This window comes from Taibaiella helva, from assembly GCF_003545695.1.
Lineage (GTDB): Bacteria > Bacteroidota > Bacteroidia > Chitinophagales > Chitinophagaceae > Taibaiella > Taibaiella helva.
The window spans coordinates 1-17,285 of record NZ_QUZZ01000003.1 but is presented as its reverse complement, the minus strand read 5'-3'; the positions used below and the strand labels follow the sequence as shown (position 1 = coordinate 17,285).

Genomic DNA, 17,285 nt, shown 5'->3' with positions numbered 1-17,285 from the left:
TTAGGTCAGGAGGAGGGCTCTTTCCCGGCCTTCAGCTTCTGGAAGCGGCTCCGGGCGGCCTGGATATAGGTACTACCGGGATAACGGGTAATGAGGATCTCGTAATACTGCAGCGCTTTTGCTTTATCCTTCAGCCGTTCTTCGTAAAGTACGGCCAGCCGGTAGGCAGCGTCATCACCCAGTACATCGTCGCCATATTTTTCCAGTATTTTTTCCAGGAAGGTAACGGCGTCGTTATTGCGGCCTTCCTCCTCTGCGATACGTGAGCGTAGCAAATAGATGTCGTCCATCAGGGCTGTTTCAGGAAAGGCCGTTGCAATGCTGTCGAGCAACTGGTCCGAAGCCTGGGTCCGATTCTGAAAAAGGAGCTGATCAGCAGCTGCAAAGCGCAGTAAAGGTGTCAGGTTGCTGTCTGGCGGAATATTCTCAGTGATCAGCACGGAAAGGTAAAGCGCATCATTGGCGATCAGCTCGCTGGTAGAGGCTTTCAGCACAGAGAGCTGCGTTTGGGCCCATTTAAAATCGCCGCGGTAATAGGCCAGCTTGGCATTGCGGAACCGGGCTTCTTCGCCCAGCTGATCTTCTTTAAAGGATTTGTCTACCTGCGAATAGAGCAGGGTTGCATCCCAAACCTTTTCCTTCAGCAAATAATAGTCTCCCAGGTCGAGCTTACAATAGCCGATAAAATCCCTGCGTGCATTGGGCGCAGCGATCGCCCGTTCCAGCAGCGCGATCGCGGTATCCACCTGCAAGGCATAGCGTGCCTCCACCTTAGCATAGTCGCGCATCAGCGGGGAAGTAACATATTGCGGGTATTCGTCAAAAAAGGTCTTATATTCCTGCTGCAGGCTAACAAGTAATGGCTTGTCCACAGGCCTTTTCTGCTCAAGCTGCCGTAAAAGCACTTGTATTTTCCCGTCCCAGGCTTCTTCGTACATAGGTGCTGAGGAGTCTTTGCCCATGACATAGCGAAATCCCTCCAGGGCAACCGGGTATTGGCCGGCAGCAGTCGCGGTCTTGCAGAAGGCAACAACACGTTCACCCTCTTCCTTCAGCTTTTTATCCAGAGTGACAATCTGGGCATAGGCGCCGTTGAAGTCGCCTTTTTGTATATAGATCCAGGTCATCAGCTCGGCCCAATAGGGATTGTCGGGCTGCTGCGCAATACGCTTGCTGAGCTGCTTTTGCAATACGGCCATTTTCTTCTCATCTTCGCCTACCATTTGCAGCAGGGCGCTTTTGACATCATCGAGCACATTGGGTTGTACCACCAACTGGTCCATCATCGCCTTGATCGCCTCTTCCGTATTGCCTTCCTTGCTGTACAACAGTCCCAGCTCGGTGGCATACACATAGGGGTTCTGGATCATTGTACGCGCCCGCTCGTAGACTTTGATGGCATAGTCGTTCTTTCCCATGCGGGCAAAGGCATCGGCCAACTGCCTGGTGCGGAAATCTTCCCCGCTTACCTGGCTCAGCGCCTTATCGTACTGTTCCTCCGCTTTCTTCTTCTTTCCCGATGCATCCAGCACCCTGCCCATATCAAGCAGCATCACCGGGTCTTCACGGCGGATCTTGCTCATGTAGCCGACCAGGGAAGCGGCTTCCTCATAACGGGCAGCCAGCATTAAGGCATCGAGGTACTCATCATATACGCTCTTGTCAAAAGGAGCCTGCTCGTATACCGTTTTGAACAGCGGTATGGCCTTCTCATAATCCTTATCGCTCATGAACTGGCGCGCCAGCGCAATTTCCTTTCCGGGAGGCCGCTGGGCATGGAGCGGCGTACCGGCCAGCAATATGCCGGCCAGCAGCAAAGCTGCGCCTGTTCTTTTAAAATCAATTCCTGTCTTCATATAGCGGCCCCGTTTAATCATCGCGGCCCTGGATTGGCTAATGTACGAATAATCGGCGACCAGGCCCCGCTTATACAACGAAAAAAGCCCCCGGAGTATTGCTCCGGGGGCTCTCATAAAGGATCTGTTCTAAATCTTAGTAAGCAGTTTTCTCAGCATCCCAGGTGGTCCAACCGGCAGTCCAGTCAGCAGAACCGTCGAAGGCGCCGATGTAAGGTACTTGCTGGAAGGAAGGCATACCGGTGAAGTTCGCACCTGTAAGCGCAGGAGAGGTAGCAGTCAGCAGGAAGCTGGGACGACCAGCCTGGGAAGACAGGGCAGGCGTGAACTTGAAGGGATCTGCCAGACCTACCTGCTGGGTGCTGTCCAGCAGCTGGTTGTTCTGAGCGGCAACCCATGCACCGATAGCGGCGTCATAAGGAGCGGTAGCTTTCAGCTTAACAGGGCAGCCGGCGATAATGTTGTTCGCAAATTTCAGGGTACCGGCAACAGCGTTGGCGGAAGTGAAAGTACCTTTGGTATCGTCGATATACAGGCCAGCCAGGGGGAAGCCCATAATGATAGAGTTCATGATAGAGATAGAAGAGTTACGACGGATCTGTGCACCATGCTGGAAGTTGTTGTTGATACCGCTGGCAGATTTGCCCTGGATCGGTCCCACTACAGTCATGTTAGAGAATACCGCTTTCGTCTGGGGAGTGTTGTTAGAACCGTTGGCATCGTTGTCAGATTCGAAGCCGTTGGAACCGCTCTGATCAGCTACGGTTTTTACACGCAGGGCAACACCGAACTGTACATTACCGGAAAAGCCGTTGTCGGTATCGAAGTCGTCGTCCCAGCTGTAAGAAGCCACCAGGTGATCGCAGTTTACCGTACCGCCGAACCACTCGAAAGCGTCATCGCCTGAACGGTAAACCTGTACATAGCTGATCTTGGTACCGGCGCCTACACCACCCATAGTCAGACCGTTGATCTCGTTATCGGGAGAGTAAGCAATACCGGCAAACTCGATACGCACATATTTCAGGGTACCGGAGTTATCGTTGGCATCGGTACCACCAAACCAGATATAATCTTTCTCTTTGTCGGTTTGGGTAGGCACGAGCCCACCTTCGATCTTAGCTTCGCCGCCGCTGGGGTTGACGGGTGCTTTACCCAGCAGGATCAAACCGCCCCAATCGCCTTCGCGACGGGCGTTGGCTTCCTGTGCAGAGGTAAAGATGATAGGCTTGTCTACAGTACCTTCGGCAGTGATCTTGCCACCGCGGGTTACGGTCAGTGTACCTTTAGACGCTTTATCACCCATGATAACCGTACCGGGCTGGATCGTCAGGTTGGCGCCGTTGGTTACATATACGAAGCCTTTGAGAATATATTTCTTGTCAGCAGTCCAGGTCTGGTTGCCCGTGATGTCGCCGCTAATGGTGATCACATTGGAAGGATCAGGACCCGGATCGGGGTTATTATCGTTGCTGCTGCAGGAAGCGAAAAACAGCGCCAGCGCACTAAAGCCAAGCAATACAAGCTTTTTCATAAATTTTGTTTTCGTTGTTGTTTTATTTGCCGCAAAAGTATCCGGACGATGTAACCGGAATGTTACGCCAACATTATGCCTTTGTAAACTTTGAAATCCTTTAACAGTAAGGCAATATAAAAAGCGGCCCTCCCCGGGGCCGCTTTCTCTGTGTGCTTGTTTGCTTTATTTTAGAACTTATAGCTGTAAGTCAGGCTGAAGCTACGGCCAGGCTTATATTGTTGCAGCAGCCAATCTTTGTCGGGATTGATCTTGCCGTCAGCAAAACCCACGGTTCCGAATTTTTCATCGCTATCCTGGTCAAAGTAAAAACGAACGGGATTGTTGATCAGATCTTTAATGTTCAGGCGGAATTCGCTGTGCTTGCTTACAGCATAGCTGGCCTGGAAGTCGAGCAGGTTGCGCGGAGACTCATACACGTTACCTACGCGGCCGCCGCCAACAAGGTACAGGCGCTGACCGATGAGATTGTACAGCAGGTTCAGGCTCAGCTTACCATCGGTAGAAGTGTAGCCGAGGCTGGTGTTCACCACATAAGGCGATTGCCCGCTTAACGGACGGCTGTCGACCAGTTTGGTCCGTACATAGTAAGGATCGGTATTTACTTTGGAGTTGATGTAAGCCAGATTCATGTAGAAGCTCAGGTTACGCAGTAAGGCTTTATCGGCGATAAAGTCCAGCTTCTTGCGGATCTCCAGCTCGGCGCCGATGTTCTGCGCAGACTTGTAATTTTTGGTGGTGATATCGTAAGCGCTGCCGTCACCGTATACAAAGTTCTCAAGCGTATTGTTGAAGTGCTTATAGAAGACTGAAACAGAGATGATCTCACCAGCCCTGGGGTACCATTCGTAGCGCAGATCCGCATTGTCGATCTGGCTGCGCTTCAGGCCGGAGTTACCGGTGATCTGGGCCGACAACTCATAATCGTAATAGCCGAGATTGGCCATTTCACGCAGCTCGGGGCGGGCTACGCTTCTGAAGTAAGAAGCCCTGAGGTTGCTCTTTTCGCTGAGCGCATAAGTAAGGTTAGCCGAGGGAAGGATGTCGGTCCAGGTCTGGTCCACTTCTTTTTTCTCGGGTGTGCTCAGGTCGATGTGATAAGATTCCAGGCGAGCGCCCCAAACGATACGGAACTTATCGGTAATCTTGTTGTCCAGCATCAGGTAACCGCCGGTAGTCATCGCTTTAGCTTTGTACTGGTCCGCATCGCCGGTAAGGTCGGCCAGGGTATAATAGTTCTGTGAGACCACATCGCTGGCAAACAGCGTAGACAGCGGGCGCTGCAGCACATCCAGGTAGTTGGGCTGCTGTGTATTGATCAGGGCGCCAATGTAACGGTTGGCAAAATCGCGGTGACGGTAAGTAGCGAAAGCGCCAAGCTTCAGGCTGCTTTTGTTCAGAAATTTGAACGGCATGGCGTAATTCACACCACCATTCAGCACCGTTTCGTTCAGGCTGCCGAACAGGCGGTTATTGGCCTTACCCAGGGAGTACAGCTGCGCCATGAAAGGCTCGGTGGTACCTTCGGATTGCGTATAGGCTACTTTACGCTGATCGGGCTGGTTATTGGTAATGTAGTTGTAAGACAGCAACCAGTTCAGCTTACCTTGCTTGCCACCAATCTGGTGGTCGCCGCTCAGGGTGGTTTTGAACAGGGATTTCTGGATCAGGTCGTAGGCATAGTACTTAACGTTCTGGGAAGAACCCGCGTTTACACCTTCACGCTCGAGATAGTTGTCGTCGAAGATACGGTTGTAGAAGGTCTTCAGGTTGATCTTGCTTTTACCGGTATAATAGCCCAGATTCAGCAGGGCGCCCAGGTTGGTAGAATAGTTGTAGATATTGTCTTTGTAATCGTAGTTATCGTACTGGCGCAGCAGCTCGGGCTTGATGTTCTCGCTGTGGTTATAAGTAACTGCAGCAGTAACGCCGAAACGGGAATTACCTTTCAGGTTAAACACACGGCCCAGCGAAGCCTGCAGGTTCATTGCCGGCAGCGCTGTATGCTCTTTGGTAGAGAAGTCGTTGTTCAGCATCTTCAGGTAAGATACCGATTGCTCGGGCGTCAGGTTCTTACCGGCTATCGATTTCTGCGAAGGGAAGCTCTTGGGCAGCTGGCGGTCGCCGTTGTCGAAGCCCAGGAAATCGGTAGAGGTACGATATCCCGATTTAAATGTCTTGAAAGTAGAAGCAGTGTTGAAGCCTGTACCGATAGAGATATTGGTAAAGTTGTCATCGGGCACTTCCTTGGAGAGGATATTGATCACACCACCGGCGAAGTCGCCGGGCAGATCGGGTGTTCCGGCCTTGGTGATGATGATATTATCGATCATGCTGGAAGGGATGATGTCGAAAGAGAAGGCCTTCCTGTTGGGCTCTGTGCTGGGCAGCACGGCGTCGTCCACCAGGGCCGTATTGTAACGGTCGCTGAGACCGCGTACGATCACGAACTTATTGTCCTGGATAGTAGTACCGCTCACACGCTTCAGCGCTTCCCCGGTGCTCCTGTCCGGAGAACGGCGTATGGCCTCGGCAGAGATACCATCGGATACAGCCACTGCATTTTTCTGCATGGTGTAGAGCGCATTCACGGTTTCTTTTTTCACGGTACCCTGGATCACCACTTCGTCCAGCTGGGTGTTCTTGGGTTCGCTCATGGCTACGGAAGCTTTGGTGGTATTGCCTTCAGTAACATTGATATCTGTTATTCTCTTGGTTTGATAACCTACATATTGTACTTCGATTTCATAGTCGCCGGGGGCTACCTCAAAAATATAATTACCGTCGATATCGGTAATGGTTCCCGACATAGGAGTTTCACCTCCCTTCTGGAATAGGGATACGGATACACCGATCAGGGTTTCGGACGAGCCGCCATCGGTAACGGTACCCAGGATCTTTCCACCTGCAAACACCTGCCCTGCAACCAGTAAAGAGAGCAATAACGTGAATAAATTACGCATAACTATCAAGTATAGAATTTGTGCGCAAAATTGGAATTCCAATGTTACCCTTGGATTACGCCAATGTTACGGATAGGTAAACTTAATGTTACCGCAACATTACCAATCACTTAGGATCAAGGTTATCAAATTATTAAGTATTGCTGACAGCTACCATTTCCTAGTACATACAAGTAATTTTGCGCCCACACAATTTCATCAAATCTTATATAGATTATGGGTCTGAATTCTTTCATTAAATTGTTTCTCCCCAAGGATAAAGTATTCTATAGCATTTTCGAACAGGTAGGAGCCAACCTGAAAGAGATGGGCGCCGCTTTCCGTGCGGCTATCGAACAAACCGATGTGACCAAGAGGACCCAGATGCTGCGCGCGCTGGAAGATGCCGAGCACAAAAACGACGAGCTGACCCACAAGATATTTGTTGAGCTGGGCCAGAATTTCATCACGCCGTTTGACCGTGAAGACATTCACTACCTCGCCACTTCCCTCGACGATGTTGCTGACTTTATTTATGCTTCTTCCAAGAAGATGGTGAACTACCAGGTAAAAGAGATCGACAGCTTCATGAAAGAAATGGTCGTTGTGATCGAAAATGCCATTGTCGCGCTGGACAAAGCCCTGCATGAGCTGCGCAACATGAAGAACCTGCGGGCAATCACCGAAGCTTGTGTGCAGATCAACAGCCTGGAAAACCAGGCCGACGACCTCCTGGACAATGCGATCATCAAAATGTTCGCTTCCAGCACCGATCCCATCGAGCTGGTCAAGCTGAAGGACATCTACCAGGATATGGAGATCATCACCGACAAATGCGAAGACGCTGCCAACGTGATCGAATCCATCATTATCAAATACGCTTAATTTACCGGCACTGCCCTGCCCCGGAAAGAAGCTCCGGCTTCAACCGGCGGACCGGCCTGCTGCGTTTTAAATGAAGAGCCTTCTCTTATGACTTTATTAATCATCATTATCATACTGGCGCTTGTATTTGATTACATCAATGGCTTCCACGATGCCGCCAATGCGATCGCCACCGTAGTATCGACCAAAGTGCTGACGCCCTTCCAGGCGGTGCTGTGGGCGGCGCTTTTCAACTTTGTCGCCTACTTCATCTTTACCGATCATGGCGTGGCCAATACGATCGCAAAGACCGTACATAAGGAGTTCATCACCTTGCCGGTGATCCTCGCAGGGCTGGTGGCGGCCATTACCTGGAACCTGATCACCTGGTGGTTCGGTATTCCGTCCAGCTCTTCGCATACGCTTATCGGCGGCTTTGCGGGTGCGGCTATCGCGCATGCCGGCTTTAGCTCTATCGATACGCCCACCATCCTTACTATTGTTTCCTTTATCTTCCTGGCGCCTGTTATCGGTATGCTGGTCGCCTTTATTATTTCCATCTGGTTCCTCAATTCCTTCAGAAAAAGCTTTGGCCCCAAAATCATTTCTTTCCTGGTGATCCTGGGAGTAGTGGTCTTCCTTTCCAAGATGATCGAGACCGATGCGACCAAAATAGCCGGTATCAAAGGTTTTGAGAAAACCGAGCAGGGTACTGCCGTCAAAGGCATTGCAGGCAGCAATACCAATGCCTATAAAATGGGACTCCGCGATAAGGATGTGATCCTTAAGATCAACCAGGCGCCTGTAAACGATAAAGAGGCTGTAGTCAAAGCCTTTTCCGGCTTCCGGAACGATCAGCCCGTAACTTTGGAAGTGATGCGTAAGGATGAGGTAAAGACCATCAGCGGTATTAACCGTCCGCGCTTCGATGCCAGGTTTCTGAACGTCATTTTTTATGGAGAGAATTTCAAATGGGTGCTGATGTGCTTTATTCTTACTGTAATGAGCCTGTTCACGCTCTTCCTCAGCAACCTCAACTACGCACAGTCCGAGCGCTGGTTCAAGCGGATGCAGCTGGTTTCTTCCGCGGCATTCAGCATCGGCCACGGCGGCAACGACTCCCAGAAAGTAATGGGTATCATTATGGCGGCGCTTATCGCTTTCGATCCCGCCCGGTATCACCTCGACCATATGGAATGGTGGGTACCGCTGGCCTGCTATACCGTGATCGCGCTGGGTACCATGAGCGGCGGCTGGAAGATCATCAAGACTATGGGTACCCGCATCACCAAGGTAACGCCCTTTGAAGGTGTTGCTGCCGAGACAGCCGGTGCGCTTACCCTGTTCATTACCGAAATGCTGAAGATACCGGTGAGCACGACGCACACCATTACCGGCTCCATCATCGGTGTAGGCGCCACCAAAAGGCTTTCCGCAGTACGCTGGGGCGTAACCATCAACCTGCTCTGGGCCTGGATCATTACCATCCCTGTGAGCGCGCTCATGGCCGCCATCATCTACTTCGTGTTCAAGATCACCGGCCTGGGTAACTAAGCGGATCCAAACCTTCTTTTTTGTATTTTTTGTTTATCGGGGGCAGCTTTTCAGCTGCCCTTTTTTGCAATCGACCTCATAAAAAAAACGCCGCCCGGAGGCAGCGTTTTTTTTATGCTTTTATTGCGGTTACCTGCGTTTCAGCTCATGCGCTTCCTGTTCCAGGTGCAGCACCTCGGCGGCTAAGCCATACTTATCTTTCAGGTGCTGCGCCAGAGCTTCGGCTGCAAATACCGAACGATGCTGGCCGCCGGTACAGCCGAAGGAAACGCTGAGGTGGTCAAAGCCGCGACGGATATAATCGTCGACGGATATATCCACCACCGCAAAGACATGCTCCAGGAATTGCGGCATCAGGGTCTTCGTCTGCAGGAATTCCTTCACTGCAGCATCTTTCCCGGTAATGCTCTTGTATTCTTCAAAGCGCCCGGGATTCAGGATACCGCGGCAATCGAATACAAAGCCGCCGCCATGGCCGGTTACATCTTCGGGCATTCCTTTTTTGTAGGAAAAGCTATACACTTTGATCTTTAAAGGCATATCGGCCAGCAAAGCTTCGTCCAGCCCCTCAAACTGCGCGGTGATCTCCGGCTTGACAAGCTGCTCGAGCACGTGGCGAAGCTCGCTGAACGCAGGAATATGGCCATAGGTATCGAGGAAGAACTTCAGCTGCTGCAGGGCCGGCTTGATGCTCTTGATAAAATGCGGCTTGCGTTCCAGCAGGCCCCTGAAGCCATAAGCGCCCAATGTCTGCAGAATGCGCAGCAGCACACATTCCAGGTATACTTTCCGGAACTCCGTTTCATTAAATGATGGAATTTCGGGGAGGTTCTTCAACGCCTGGAAATAATAGTTGACCAGCTCATTCTTCCATTCTACCGGTAGCTGTGCTCTCGCCTGCCACAGCAGCGAGGCCAGGTCGTACTGGGGCAGACCCATCATGCCGCCCTGGTAATCGATAAAGTACACCTCATCGTGCTGCACCTGTATGTTACGGCTCTGGAAGTCGCGGTACATAAAGGTTTGCGGCCTTGCAGAAGAAAGGCTGACGCTCCATTCCTCCAGCTCTTCCAGCAGCGCCGGCTTGTTGTAATGGATCTTCAGCAGGTCAGCGAAGTAATATTTGAAATACAGCAGGTCGGCCAGCACCTGCTTCCGGTCGAAGACGGAGGCCGAGAAGCAAAGCGAGTAATCGATCTCCTTGCCGGCTTCCCAATGGAAGCGTACCAGGTTGTCGATGCTTTTCCGGAACAGGCTTTTAATACGGTCAGTATGCCCTTCCTCTTCCATCAGCTGGAACAGGGAAGTGGTGCCCAGGTCCTGCAGGAGGTAATATTGCTTGTCGCGGCTCTTGGCAATGATCTCAGGTACCGGCAGCTTATACTTGCTGAATACCTGGGTAAAATAGAAAAAGGTGTTGTTCTCTTTCTTATCCGGGTTAAAGGCGCCGACCACCGTATTTTGTCCGTCGCTGAGGCGAAGGTAACGGCGATCCGATCCGGCTAAGGGAATAGAGGAAATGTCCTGGGGGCTATTGCCGAACTGTTTGGTGAAAAGATCTGTCAGTGTGGTCGTAAAATCAGCTTTAGGCACGAAAAAATTATTGGTTTTTAGGATAATCAAAAAACAGCAAGGTGTGCGATTGGCTAGCGAAGTCGCTCCAGTGCTTTGCTTCAAAGCTCAGCGCCACCATGCCGCAGGTGGGTATGTTGTCTATATTCAGTCCTGGTGCGGTCTCATTAGCGAAATGGGTGATGCCGGGATTGTGGGCAAAGATGAAAACTGTCTTTACCGCATCGTCGATATTGCTTTCCCCGATCACCTCTTCAAAAACGGAGGCAGGGCAATGGTACAGCCGGTCAACCCATTGTATGCGGCTGGTGTCGTAATCTACCGCACCGGCAACCAGCTTTGCGGTAGCAGCAGCTCTTTTGGCGGGACTGGCCAGGATAAGGTCGGGCACTAATCCTTTTGCTTTTAAACGCCGCCCCATTTCAGGAGCATCTTTTTTGCCCCTCTTGTTCAATGGCCGGTCGAAATCGGCCTGACCCGCTGTGCTCCAGTCAGACTTGGCATGCCGTACCAGGATCAATGTTCTTTTCATGATGTCTATTCAGGATTAACGGTTTGCGGTGCAAAATATTTCAGCTCCAGCTGCGTGCCGTCAAATACGGCATAGCTGTTGAAGCTGATCCAGTCGCCAAGGTTAACATAAAGGCTCTGTTCGCTCAGCGGATGTACGACGGCCAGGTGCCGGTGACCAAAGATGAAATAATCGTAGTGCTTTTCTTTCAGCTTTTCCTTGCTGTACAGGATCAGCCATTCTTTCTCCTCACCCAGGAACTGCTTTTCCGAGTTGACATGCTTCGGCCCTTTGCGGCTGAAGTAATTGGCAACGCCGACCCCTGTATCGGGATGAAGCCGCCGGTACAGCCATTGGGCAAAGGGGTTGCGCAGCACGTTCTTCAGCAGCTTGTAGCCATGATCGCCGGGGCCCAGGCCATCGCCGTGGGCAACCAGGAACCGTTTCCCTCTGGCTTCAAACTCCAGGGGCTGATGGTGCACCTTAATGTTCAGCTCCTCTTCAAAGTAGCCGCGCATCCATAAGTCATGATTGCCTGTAAATGCTTCGATCCGCAGGCCAGCATCGCTCAGCTCGGCCAGCTTGCCCAGGAAACGGGTATAGCCTTTCGGGATCACATTTTTATACTCAAACCATACGTCGAAAATATCGCCGACAAGAAACAGGCATTCCGCATCTTCCCTGATGGTATCAAGCCAGCGGCAAAGCAGCTGCTCCCGCTTCCTGCTGGTTGCCTTATCGGGAATGCCCAGATGAAAATCGGAAGCGAAATATATTTTTTTACCGGCAGGCAATTGCATTATCCAGGATAACAATATGTGAATTTAATCTGCAAAAATACAGAAGTTAAACGGAATGAAGGCCGCCTTCGCTATACGCCGCCCGGCGGGCAACTCTGTTCTGCAGAAAGGGCTGCCCTGAAGAGCAGCCCTGTTTATCCCGATATGGTTCTAAGATCAATGAATATTCCACCAGTTCTTTGTCGCTTTGGTATCGCCGCCGATACGCTGCGCTGCGGCAGTAGCATTGGCTGCATTGGCGCTGCGGGTTGCGGCAGGATAAGTAAGCCGCTGGGGCACATCGGCTACCTGGGGATCCAGCGAGCCCGATACGGGCTTGATGAACAAAGGTGTACCATCGGGCTGGCTGAAATCGAGCCGGAGGCGCTCCATCCAGGACTGCAGCCCCTGCATATACAGCGCGATCCACTTTTGGGTACCAATCACGTTTTTCCAGTCGCCGGCAGTATAAGGCACTCTCCTGGTATAGTTAGCTACCGAGGTATCGTCCGGCTTAATTCCCCATTGCGCCATCGAGGCCTTAATGCCGTCTTCATATAGTGAGGCGGCGTTGCCGCCAACATTCATCCCGCGGGCTGCCGCTTCGGCCTTGATAAAGGCTACTTCAGCATAAGTAATGATATAACCTTTCATAGCAGCGCTGTAGGGCAGCACACCGGGCCTGGACAAAGAATCCAGGGCCGGCTTGTTATCAGCGGTACCATAAGCCTTGCCACGGAACATGCCGGTATTGGCATCGGGACGGGCATATACGGGCAAGCGGGGGTCGCCTACTTTCTTCAGGTAATCGATCAGGGTGCTGGTGACCGCAAATTCTACCAATGGCCTGTCGGCATCGTTGTAGGGGAAGCGACTGGTCACTGCATTACCATTGTAAGGGAAAAAGACATCCTCGCTGACGTCGGTCAGGGTCTTGCCGGCAGCCTCTTCTACGACTTCCCGGGCGACATCCGGCTGCACATCGGCCATGCGCATAGCGATACGCAGGCGAAGCGCATTGGCAAACCGCACCCAGTATTCTTTATCACCGCCGCCCAGGATATCGCCTTTTACCGGGTCGCCGTCGGTCTCCTGCAGGATATTGATCTGGCTCTGAAGCGAAGCCAGCAGGTTGTTGTAGATGTCCTGCGCTTTATCGAATGCCGGCTGCGGGTTGGCATTGCCTTTGAGGGCCTGGCTGTAAGGCACGTCGATATAGACATCGGTAAGCACATGAAAAATCCAGCTCTTCAGTATTTCGGCCATAGCCAGCACGTGGGGGTTACGCTCCGAAGGGTGGCGATCGTAATAGTTGCCGATCTCCTGGAGATCCATCAGGGGCCCGGTATACAGCCCGGCCCACAGCGCTTCATCCGTGAGCAGGTTGCGGCTTTCCGATGTTTTATCGGTACCGGTCCAGTATTGGGCAAAGTGCATACCGATACGGCCGTTGTAATAAGGGTGATACATCAGATCGGACGCCCTTTTCTCTGCACTGGACAAGAGGTATTGCGGGTTGGCTTCTTCCGGTTTGGCCGGGTCAGTATTCAGCTCCTCAAACTTACGGCAGCCCGTGAACAATATCAGTGCTGTGCCCAACAGTATCCATACTTTACTTTTCATGATGCTTCATTTTTTGAACGATATGCTTTCTTCCGCTCTGTTAAAAGGTAATATTCAGGTTAACGCCATAGCTGCGTACAGGAGGCAAGGCGCCTCCTTCGAGACCGGGCGTATTGCCGATGGAATTGTTGATAAAGGACGGATCCACATTCGGCGCATTGCTGTGCATCAGCCACAGGTTGCGGCCTACCAGCGACAGCCTCGCGCTCTGCATTTTTGTCTTGCTCAGCCATTTCTGGGGCAGGTTCCAGCCCAGCCGCAGCTCGCGCAGGTAAATAAAGCCGCCGTCATACAAGTTGGCTTTGCTGATGCGGTTGCCGCCATCGCTGTTAAAATGATCCCTGGCGGAGATCAGCTTATCGTTGGGGCTGCCATCCGCCTTTACACCAGGGTTGATCACCCCATTCTCCCGTATACCGCCGGCAGCGGTCTCTTCCAGCAAACCCGATTTATTACCGTACAGGTTAGTATAGGAAAAGAAATCGCCGCCCTTCTGGAAATCGATGAGACCTGAAAGATAAATGCCTTTATAGGAGAACGTATTGGTGAAGCCGCCGATGAAGTCGGGATTGGCATCGCCGATCACTACCGGCTTATCGGTTACGGCATAGTAGCCGTCAGCCGTAACTACACGATTGCCATTGGCGTCGTAGACATAATCGGTACCGATAATAGTGCCCAGCGATTGCCCCTTCATGGCTACAACCGATACTTTTTGCGTTCTTCTTTCCGTACCGATAATGAAGGTTTCAATACCGCCGATGCTGCCGTCATTGGTATTCAGGTCAAGCACTTTGTTCTTATTCTTCGAAAAATTGATACCAGTTTCCCAGCGGAAGTCGCCGATTATCAGCGGCGTGGCATTCAGGCTGAGCTCGATACCCCTGTTCTGCACATTACCGCCGTTGACGATCTTGGAGCCATAGCCCATCTCGGGCGGCAGCTGCACTACCCATATCTGGTTCTTTGTTTTACGGTCGTAGTACGTAACGCTGAGGCCGAGGCGATCGCTCAGGAAACGAAGATCGAGGCCGCCTTCTACTTCATAAGACTTCTCCGGCTTCAGCTGGGCGTTGTACAGCTGATCGGGTGTGGTCAACAGGGGGAAGCTGCCGAAAGGCGCGCTGAAATCGAAGTTCCGTGCTACCTGGTAAGGCGTTGTGGCATTGCCCACCTGGGCATATGACAGGCGCGCCTTGCCGAAGGTCATCCACTTGTTCTTGGGGATCAGCTCGGAAAAGACAAAGGCGCTGCCTGCAGAAGGATAGAAAAAAGAATAGTTGCCGGTCTGCTTCAGGGGCGAGGCCCAATCGTTACGCCCTGTCAGTGTCAGGTATACCAGCTTGTCCCATCCGAGCGTTGCCGTGGCGAACAGGGAGTTGGTCTGGTAGTTGCCATACGCATTGATTACTGTAGCGGGCAGCACGGAATTCTGCAGCACATATACGCCGGGGCTCATCAGGCCGCCGTTGGTTGTACCGGTTTCGGTCTGCATCCTCACACTGAGGATATTGCCGCCCACAATACCTTCCAGGCTCAGCCGGTCGTGTACAAAGCTCTTATTGAAGCTTAAAGTGCCCTGGTAATTATTTTCATTGTAATTGATCGTACGCCGGCCATAGCTGCCCAGGAAATAATCCCTGGCGCTCCTCGTCTCATCGATATGATCCAGGAAATCGGAGAATACCCTGGCATCGGCTGTCAGCCAGTCGGTGATCTTATAGCTCAGCCCTGCGTTACCGAAGTAGCGGTCGTTGCGGTCGGTATTATAACTTTCGTATTGGTTCCAGTAGGGGTTTTCGGCCGATACCGGCATCGGGTTGTTCCATGCAGTACGGTTCCAGGTCTGCTCGGTACCGTCGGCATACTTATAGTTCTTCAGGTAATTGTTGTCCAGCTGGCGCTGCCCGTACATCACGAACTGCAGCATAGGATTGAAGCCGTTGAAACCTGTACCGGGCCTGTTCTTCGACTTGTCCATAATGTAATTGATACCGCCGCTGAAAGACAGCCTGTCGGTAAAATTATAGCTGGTGTTCAACCCGAAGAATACACGGTCGAGCTTGCTGCCAGGATAGATGAAGTCCTGGTGCGTCTGCCCCAGGGAGAAGCGGATGGTCCCTTTATCATTGCCGCTTGAGATCGACAGGTTGTTGGAAACCGTTACGCCGGTTTTGAAGAAGTCGCGTACATTATCCGGTTGTGGCGACCAGGGAGCCGATTGTCCGAAGTAGGGATTATTTTTACCGGGATCCCAGGACCAGTAGTGCCTTACCAGGCGGCCATCGAGGCGTGGTCCCCAGGATTCGTCGGTAGCATACTGCGGCAGGAGATCGTAGCTGCCCTTGCCGTCATTATCATTATAGGTACCTCCGTTGGGGCCGAAACCTTCAGGGTGCTCATTGGCATACAGTTTGGTAAAGTCGCCGCTGCCACCGCCGTATTCGTTCTGGTATTTGGGCAGCAACGATACTTTGTCCATCTGCAGGTTAAAGTCGTAATTGACGGTAAGCTTGCCCGCGCCCTTGCCCGACTTGGTGGTAATATAGATCACGCCATTCTGGCCGCGGCTGCCATACAGCGCTGTAGCTGCCGCGCCTTTAAGCACTGCAATATTTTCTACATCGTTGGGATTGATCAGCTGTGCCGGGTTGCCGTAGTCGAAGCCGCCGCCGCCGGTACCTTGTCCTCCTGCATTCAGGTTCATATTGGCCATGGGCACCCCGTCGACGATGAACATGGCGTTGTTATCCCCTGAGATGGATTTAATGCCGCGGATTACCACCTTCGCCGATCCGCCCATAGAACCGGCATTACCGCTGATCTGTACTCCCGCCAGCTTACCTTGAAGCGCATTGATATAGTTCACCTCTTTCGCTTCCTGTATATCGCGGCCTTCCAGCTGCTGTACCGAATAGCCCAGCGTGCGGGTATTGCGCTGCGCGCCCAGCGCCGTGATCACGACCTCGTCGATCTTGGTGCCGGCGTTGAGTCCCATGGTGATCTTAAGATCGTTTTGTCCCGGCTCCACCTTGATCTTCTGCGTCGTAAATCCTACCGAAGATACCTGGAGCACTCCCCCTTCTTTACGGTATTCGATCGCAAATTTTCCGTCGACATCGGTTTGGGTGCTTACGGTATTGCCCACCCATTGCACAGTAGCGCCGGGTAGTGTCGTCACGCCGTCTTTTTCAAAAACAACGCCATTGAGCTGCTGCTGGTTGACTGCAGCCTGCTCGCCTACTTCCACCTTACCGGTGGTATCGACCACAACAGCGGTGTCCGTAACCTTTACAGAGGAGTCGATGCTAAGCTTTGCTGCAGAATCGGGCTTTTGTCCTACTGTGGCAGAATCGGCAGCGCCAACCTTCGACAGGTCAACCGGCGCCTGTGCATTTGGCGGAGCGATACCGGGAGTAGCGGCGGTATCCTGCATTTCTGGTGCGACGGATTTCAGGGTGTCCTGCTGCTGAGCATTGAGAGAAAAAGCTTGTAGGAAAAAACCAGTAACCAGGGTAAATAAGGTCCTCATCTTCATGTCAGTATATTGTTTTTTGGTGGGGCCGGGAAACCATTTCAGGCCGCAATATTAACATCTATCTCGTTAATGCACCGTTAACGGGCGTTGGGACCGCTGAGACTTTGTTCTGCGCTTAACATAAATAAATCTTAACCGGAGGGGGAAAAACCTGGCTTTTAAAACAGTATTAACGTCCGGATTGTTTAAAAGAAATTTTATGATTTCAATAAAATTCGTACTTTTGCGACCCTCAAATCAAGGAGACGTGTCCGAGTGGTTGAAGGAGCACGCCTGGAAAGTGTGTATACGGGAAACTGTATCGCGAGTTCGAATCTCGCCGTCTCCGCCAGCAAAGAATGAAGCCCGACGAAAGTCGGGTTTTTGTTTTTTTATGATTTGTGAATATCATGGATCAATCGTAAAATCTGGGGGATTAGTAAAAAAGCGTTTGCTTTGCGAGCTAAAAAATAACTGTTTTGTCCGATCCGTATTTGGAGCTCATCTCCCTGACCCTACCCGAAGGCCTTCTT

The 17,285-nt window shown here is 51.8% G+C and carries 10 protein-coding genes and 1 tRNA gene; 3 read left to right on the top strand and 8 right to left on the bottom strand.

Features of this window, described 5'->3' with window-relative positions; genetic code table 11:
- Positions 1–5 precede the first annotated feature (5 nt).
- The 3 genes from DZC79_RS05400 to DZC79_RS05390 form a co-directional block, all read right to left on the bottom strand.
- A complete protein-coding gene (locus tag DZC79_RS05400; protein ID WP_157976942.1) occupies positions 6–1,856 on the bottom strand; it encodes a tetratricopeptide repeat protein in 1,851 nt (616 codons plus the stop codon).
- A gap of 136 nt (positions 1,857–1,992) precedes the next feature.
- On the bottom strand, positions 1,993–3,390 hold the full coding sequence (locus DZC79_RS05395) for a hypothetical protein (RefSeq protein WP_118950542.1): 1,398 nt from the start codon (positions 3,388–3,390) through the stop codon (positions 1,993–1,995).
- Between the two features lie 170 nt (positions 3,391–3,560).
- A complete protein-coding gene (locus tag DZC79_RS05390) occupies positions 3,561–6,353 on the bottom strand; it encodes a TonB-dependent receptor (protein ID WP_118950541.1) in 2,793 nt (930 codons plus the stop codon).
- A gap of 216 nt (positions 6,354–6,569) precedes the next feature.
- On the opposite strand from DZC79_RS05390, the gene DZC79_RS05385 reads away from it, so the two are divergent.
- Together DZC79_RS05385 and DZC79_RS05380 are read left to right on the top strand one after the other, a co-directional pair.
- Positions 6,570–7,217, top strand: coding sequence for a DUF47 domain-containing protein (locus DZC79_RS05385; protein ID WP_118950540.1), 648 nt, complete (start codon positions 6,570–6,572; stop codon positions 7,215–7,217).
- 87 nt (positions 7,218–7,304) lie between these two features.
- Positions 7,305–8,750 (top strand): inorganic phosphate transporter, encoded by a 1,446-nt coding sequence (locus tag DZC79_RS05380; RefSeq protein WP_118950539.1) that lies wholly within the window; start codon positions 7,305–7,307, stop codon positions 8,748–8,750.
- A 129-nt stretch (positions 8,751–8,879) separates the two neighbouring features.
- On the opposite strand, the gene DZC79_RS05375 is transcribed toward DZC79_RS05380, so the two are convergent.
- The 5 genes from DZC79_RS05375 to DZC79_RS05355 form a co-directional block, all read right to left on the bottom strand.
- Positions 8,880–10,343: a RapZ C-terminal domain-containing protein gene (locus DZC79_RS05375; RefSeq protein ID WP_198666796.1), complete on the bottom strand. Its 1,464-nt coding sequence runs from the start codon at positions 10,341–10,343 to the stop codon at positions 8,880–8,882.
- Positions 10,344–10,350: 7 nt separating this feature from the next.
- Positions 10,351–10,854: a SixA phosphatase family protein gene (locus DZC79_RS05370; RefSeq protein WP_118950537.1), complete on the bottom strand. Its 504-nt coding sequence runs from the start codon at positions 10,852–10,854 to the stop codon at positions 10,351–10,353.
- Positions 10,855–10,859: 5 nt separating this feature from the next.
- The gene (locus DZC79_RS05365) at positions 10,860–11,648 is read right to left on the bottom strand and encodes a UDP-2,3-diacylglucosamine diphosphatase (protein ID WP_232831762.1); all 789 of its coding nucleotides are present in this window, start codon (positions 11,646–11,648) and stop codon (positions 10,860–10,862) included.
- Positions 11,649–11,789: 141 nt separating this feature from the next.
- Positions 11,790–13,235 (bottom strand): SusD/RagB family nutrient-binding outer membrane lipoprotein, encoded by a 1,446-nt coding sequence (locus DZC79_RS05360; RefSeq protein ID WP_118950535.1) that lies wholly within the window; start codon positions 13,233–13,235, stop codon positions 11,790–11,792.
- A 40-nt stretch (positions 13,236–13,275) separates the two neighbouring features.
- Complete coding sequence (locus DZC79_RS05355) at positions 13,276–16,767, bottom strand: SusC/RagA family TonB-linked outer membrane protein (RefSeq protein WP_198666795.1); 3,492 nt, start codon at positions 16,765–16,767, stop codon at positions 13,276–13,278.
- Positions 16,768–17,014: 247 nt separating this feature from the next.
- Between DZC79_RS05355 and DZC79_RS05350 the strand changes: the two genes are divergently transcribed.
- Positions 17,015–17,104 (top strand) — tRNA-Ser (locus tag DZC79_RS05350).
- The last annotated feature ends 181 nt before the right edge of the window (positions 17,105–17,285 follow it).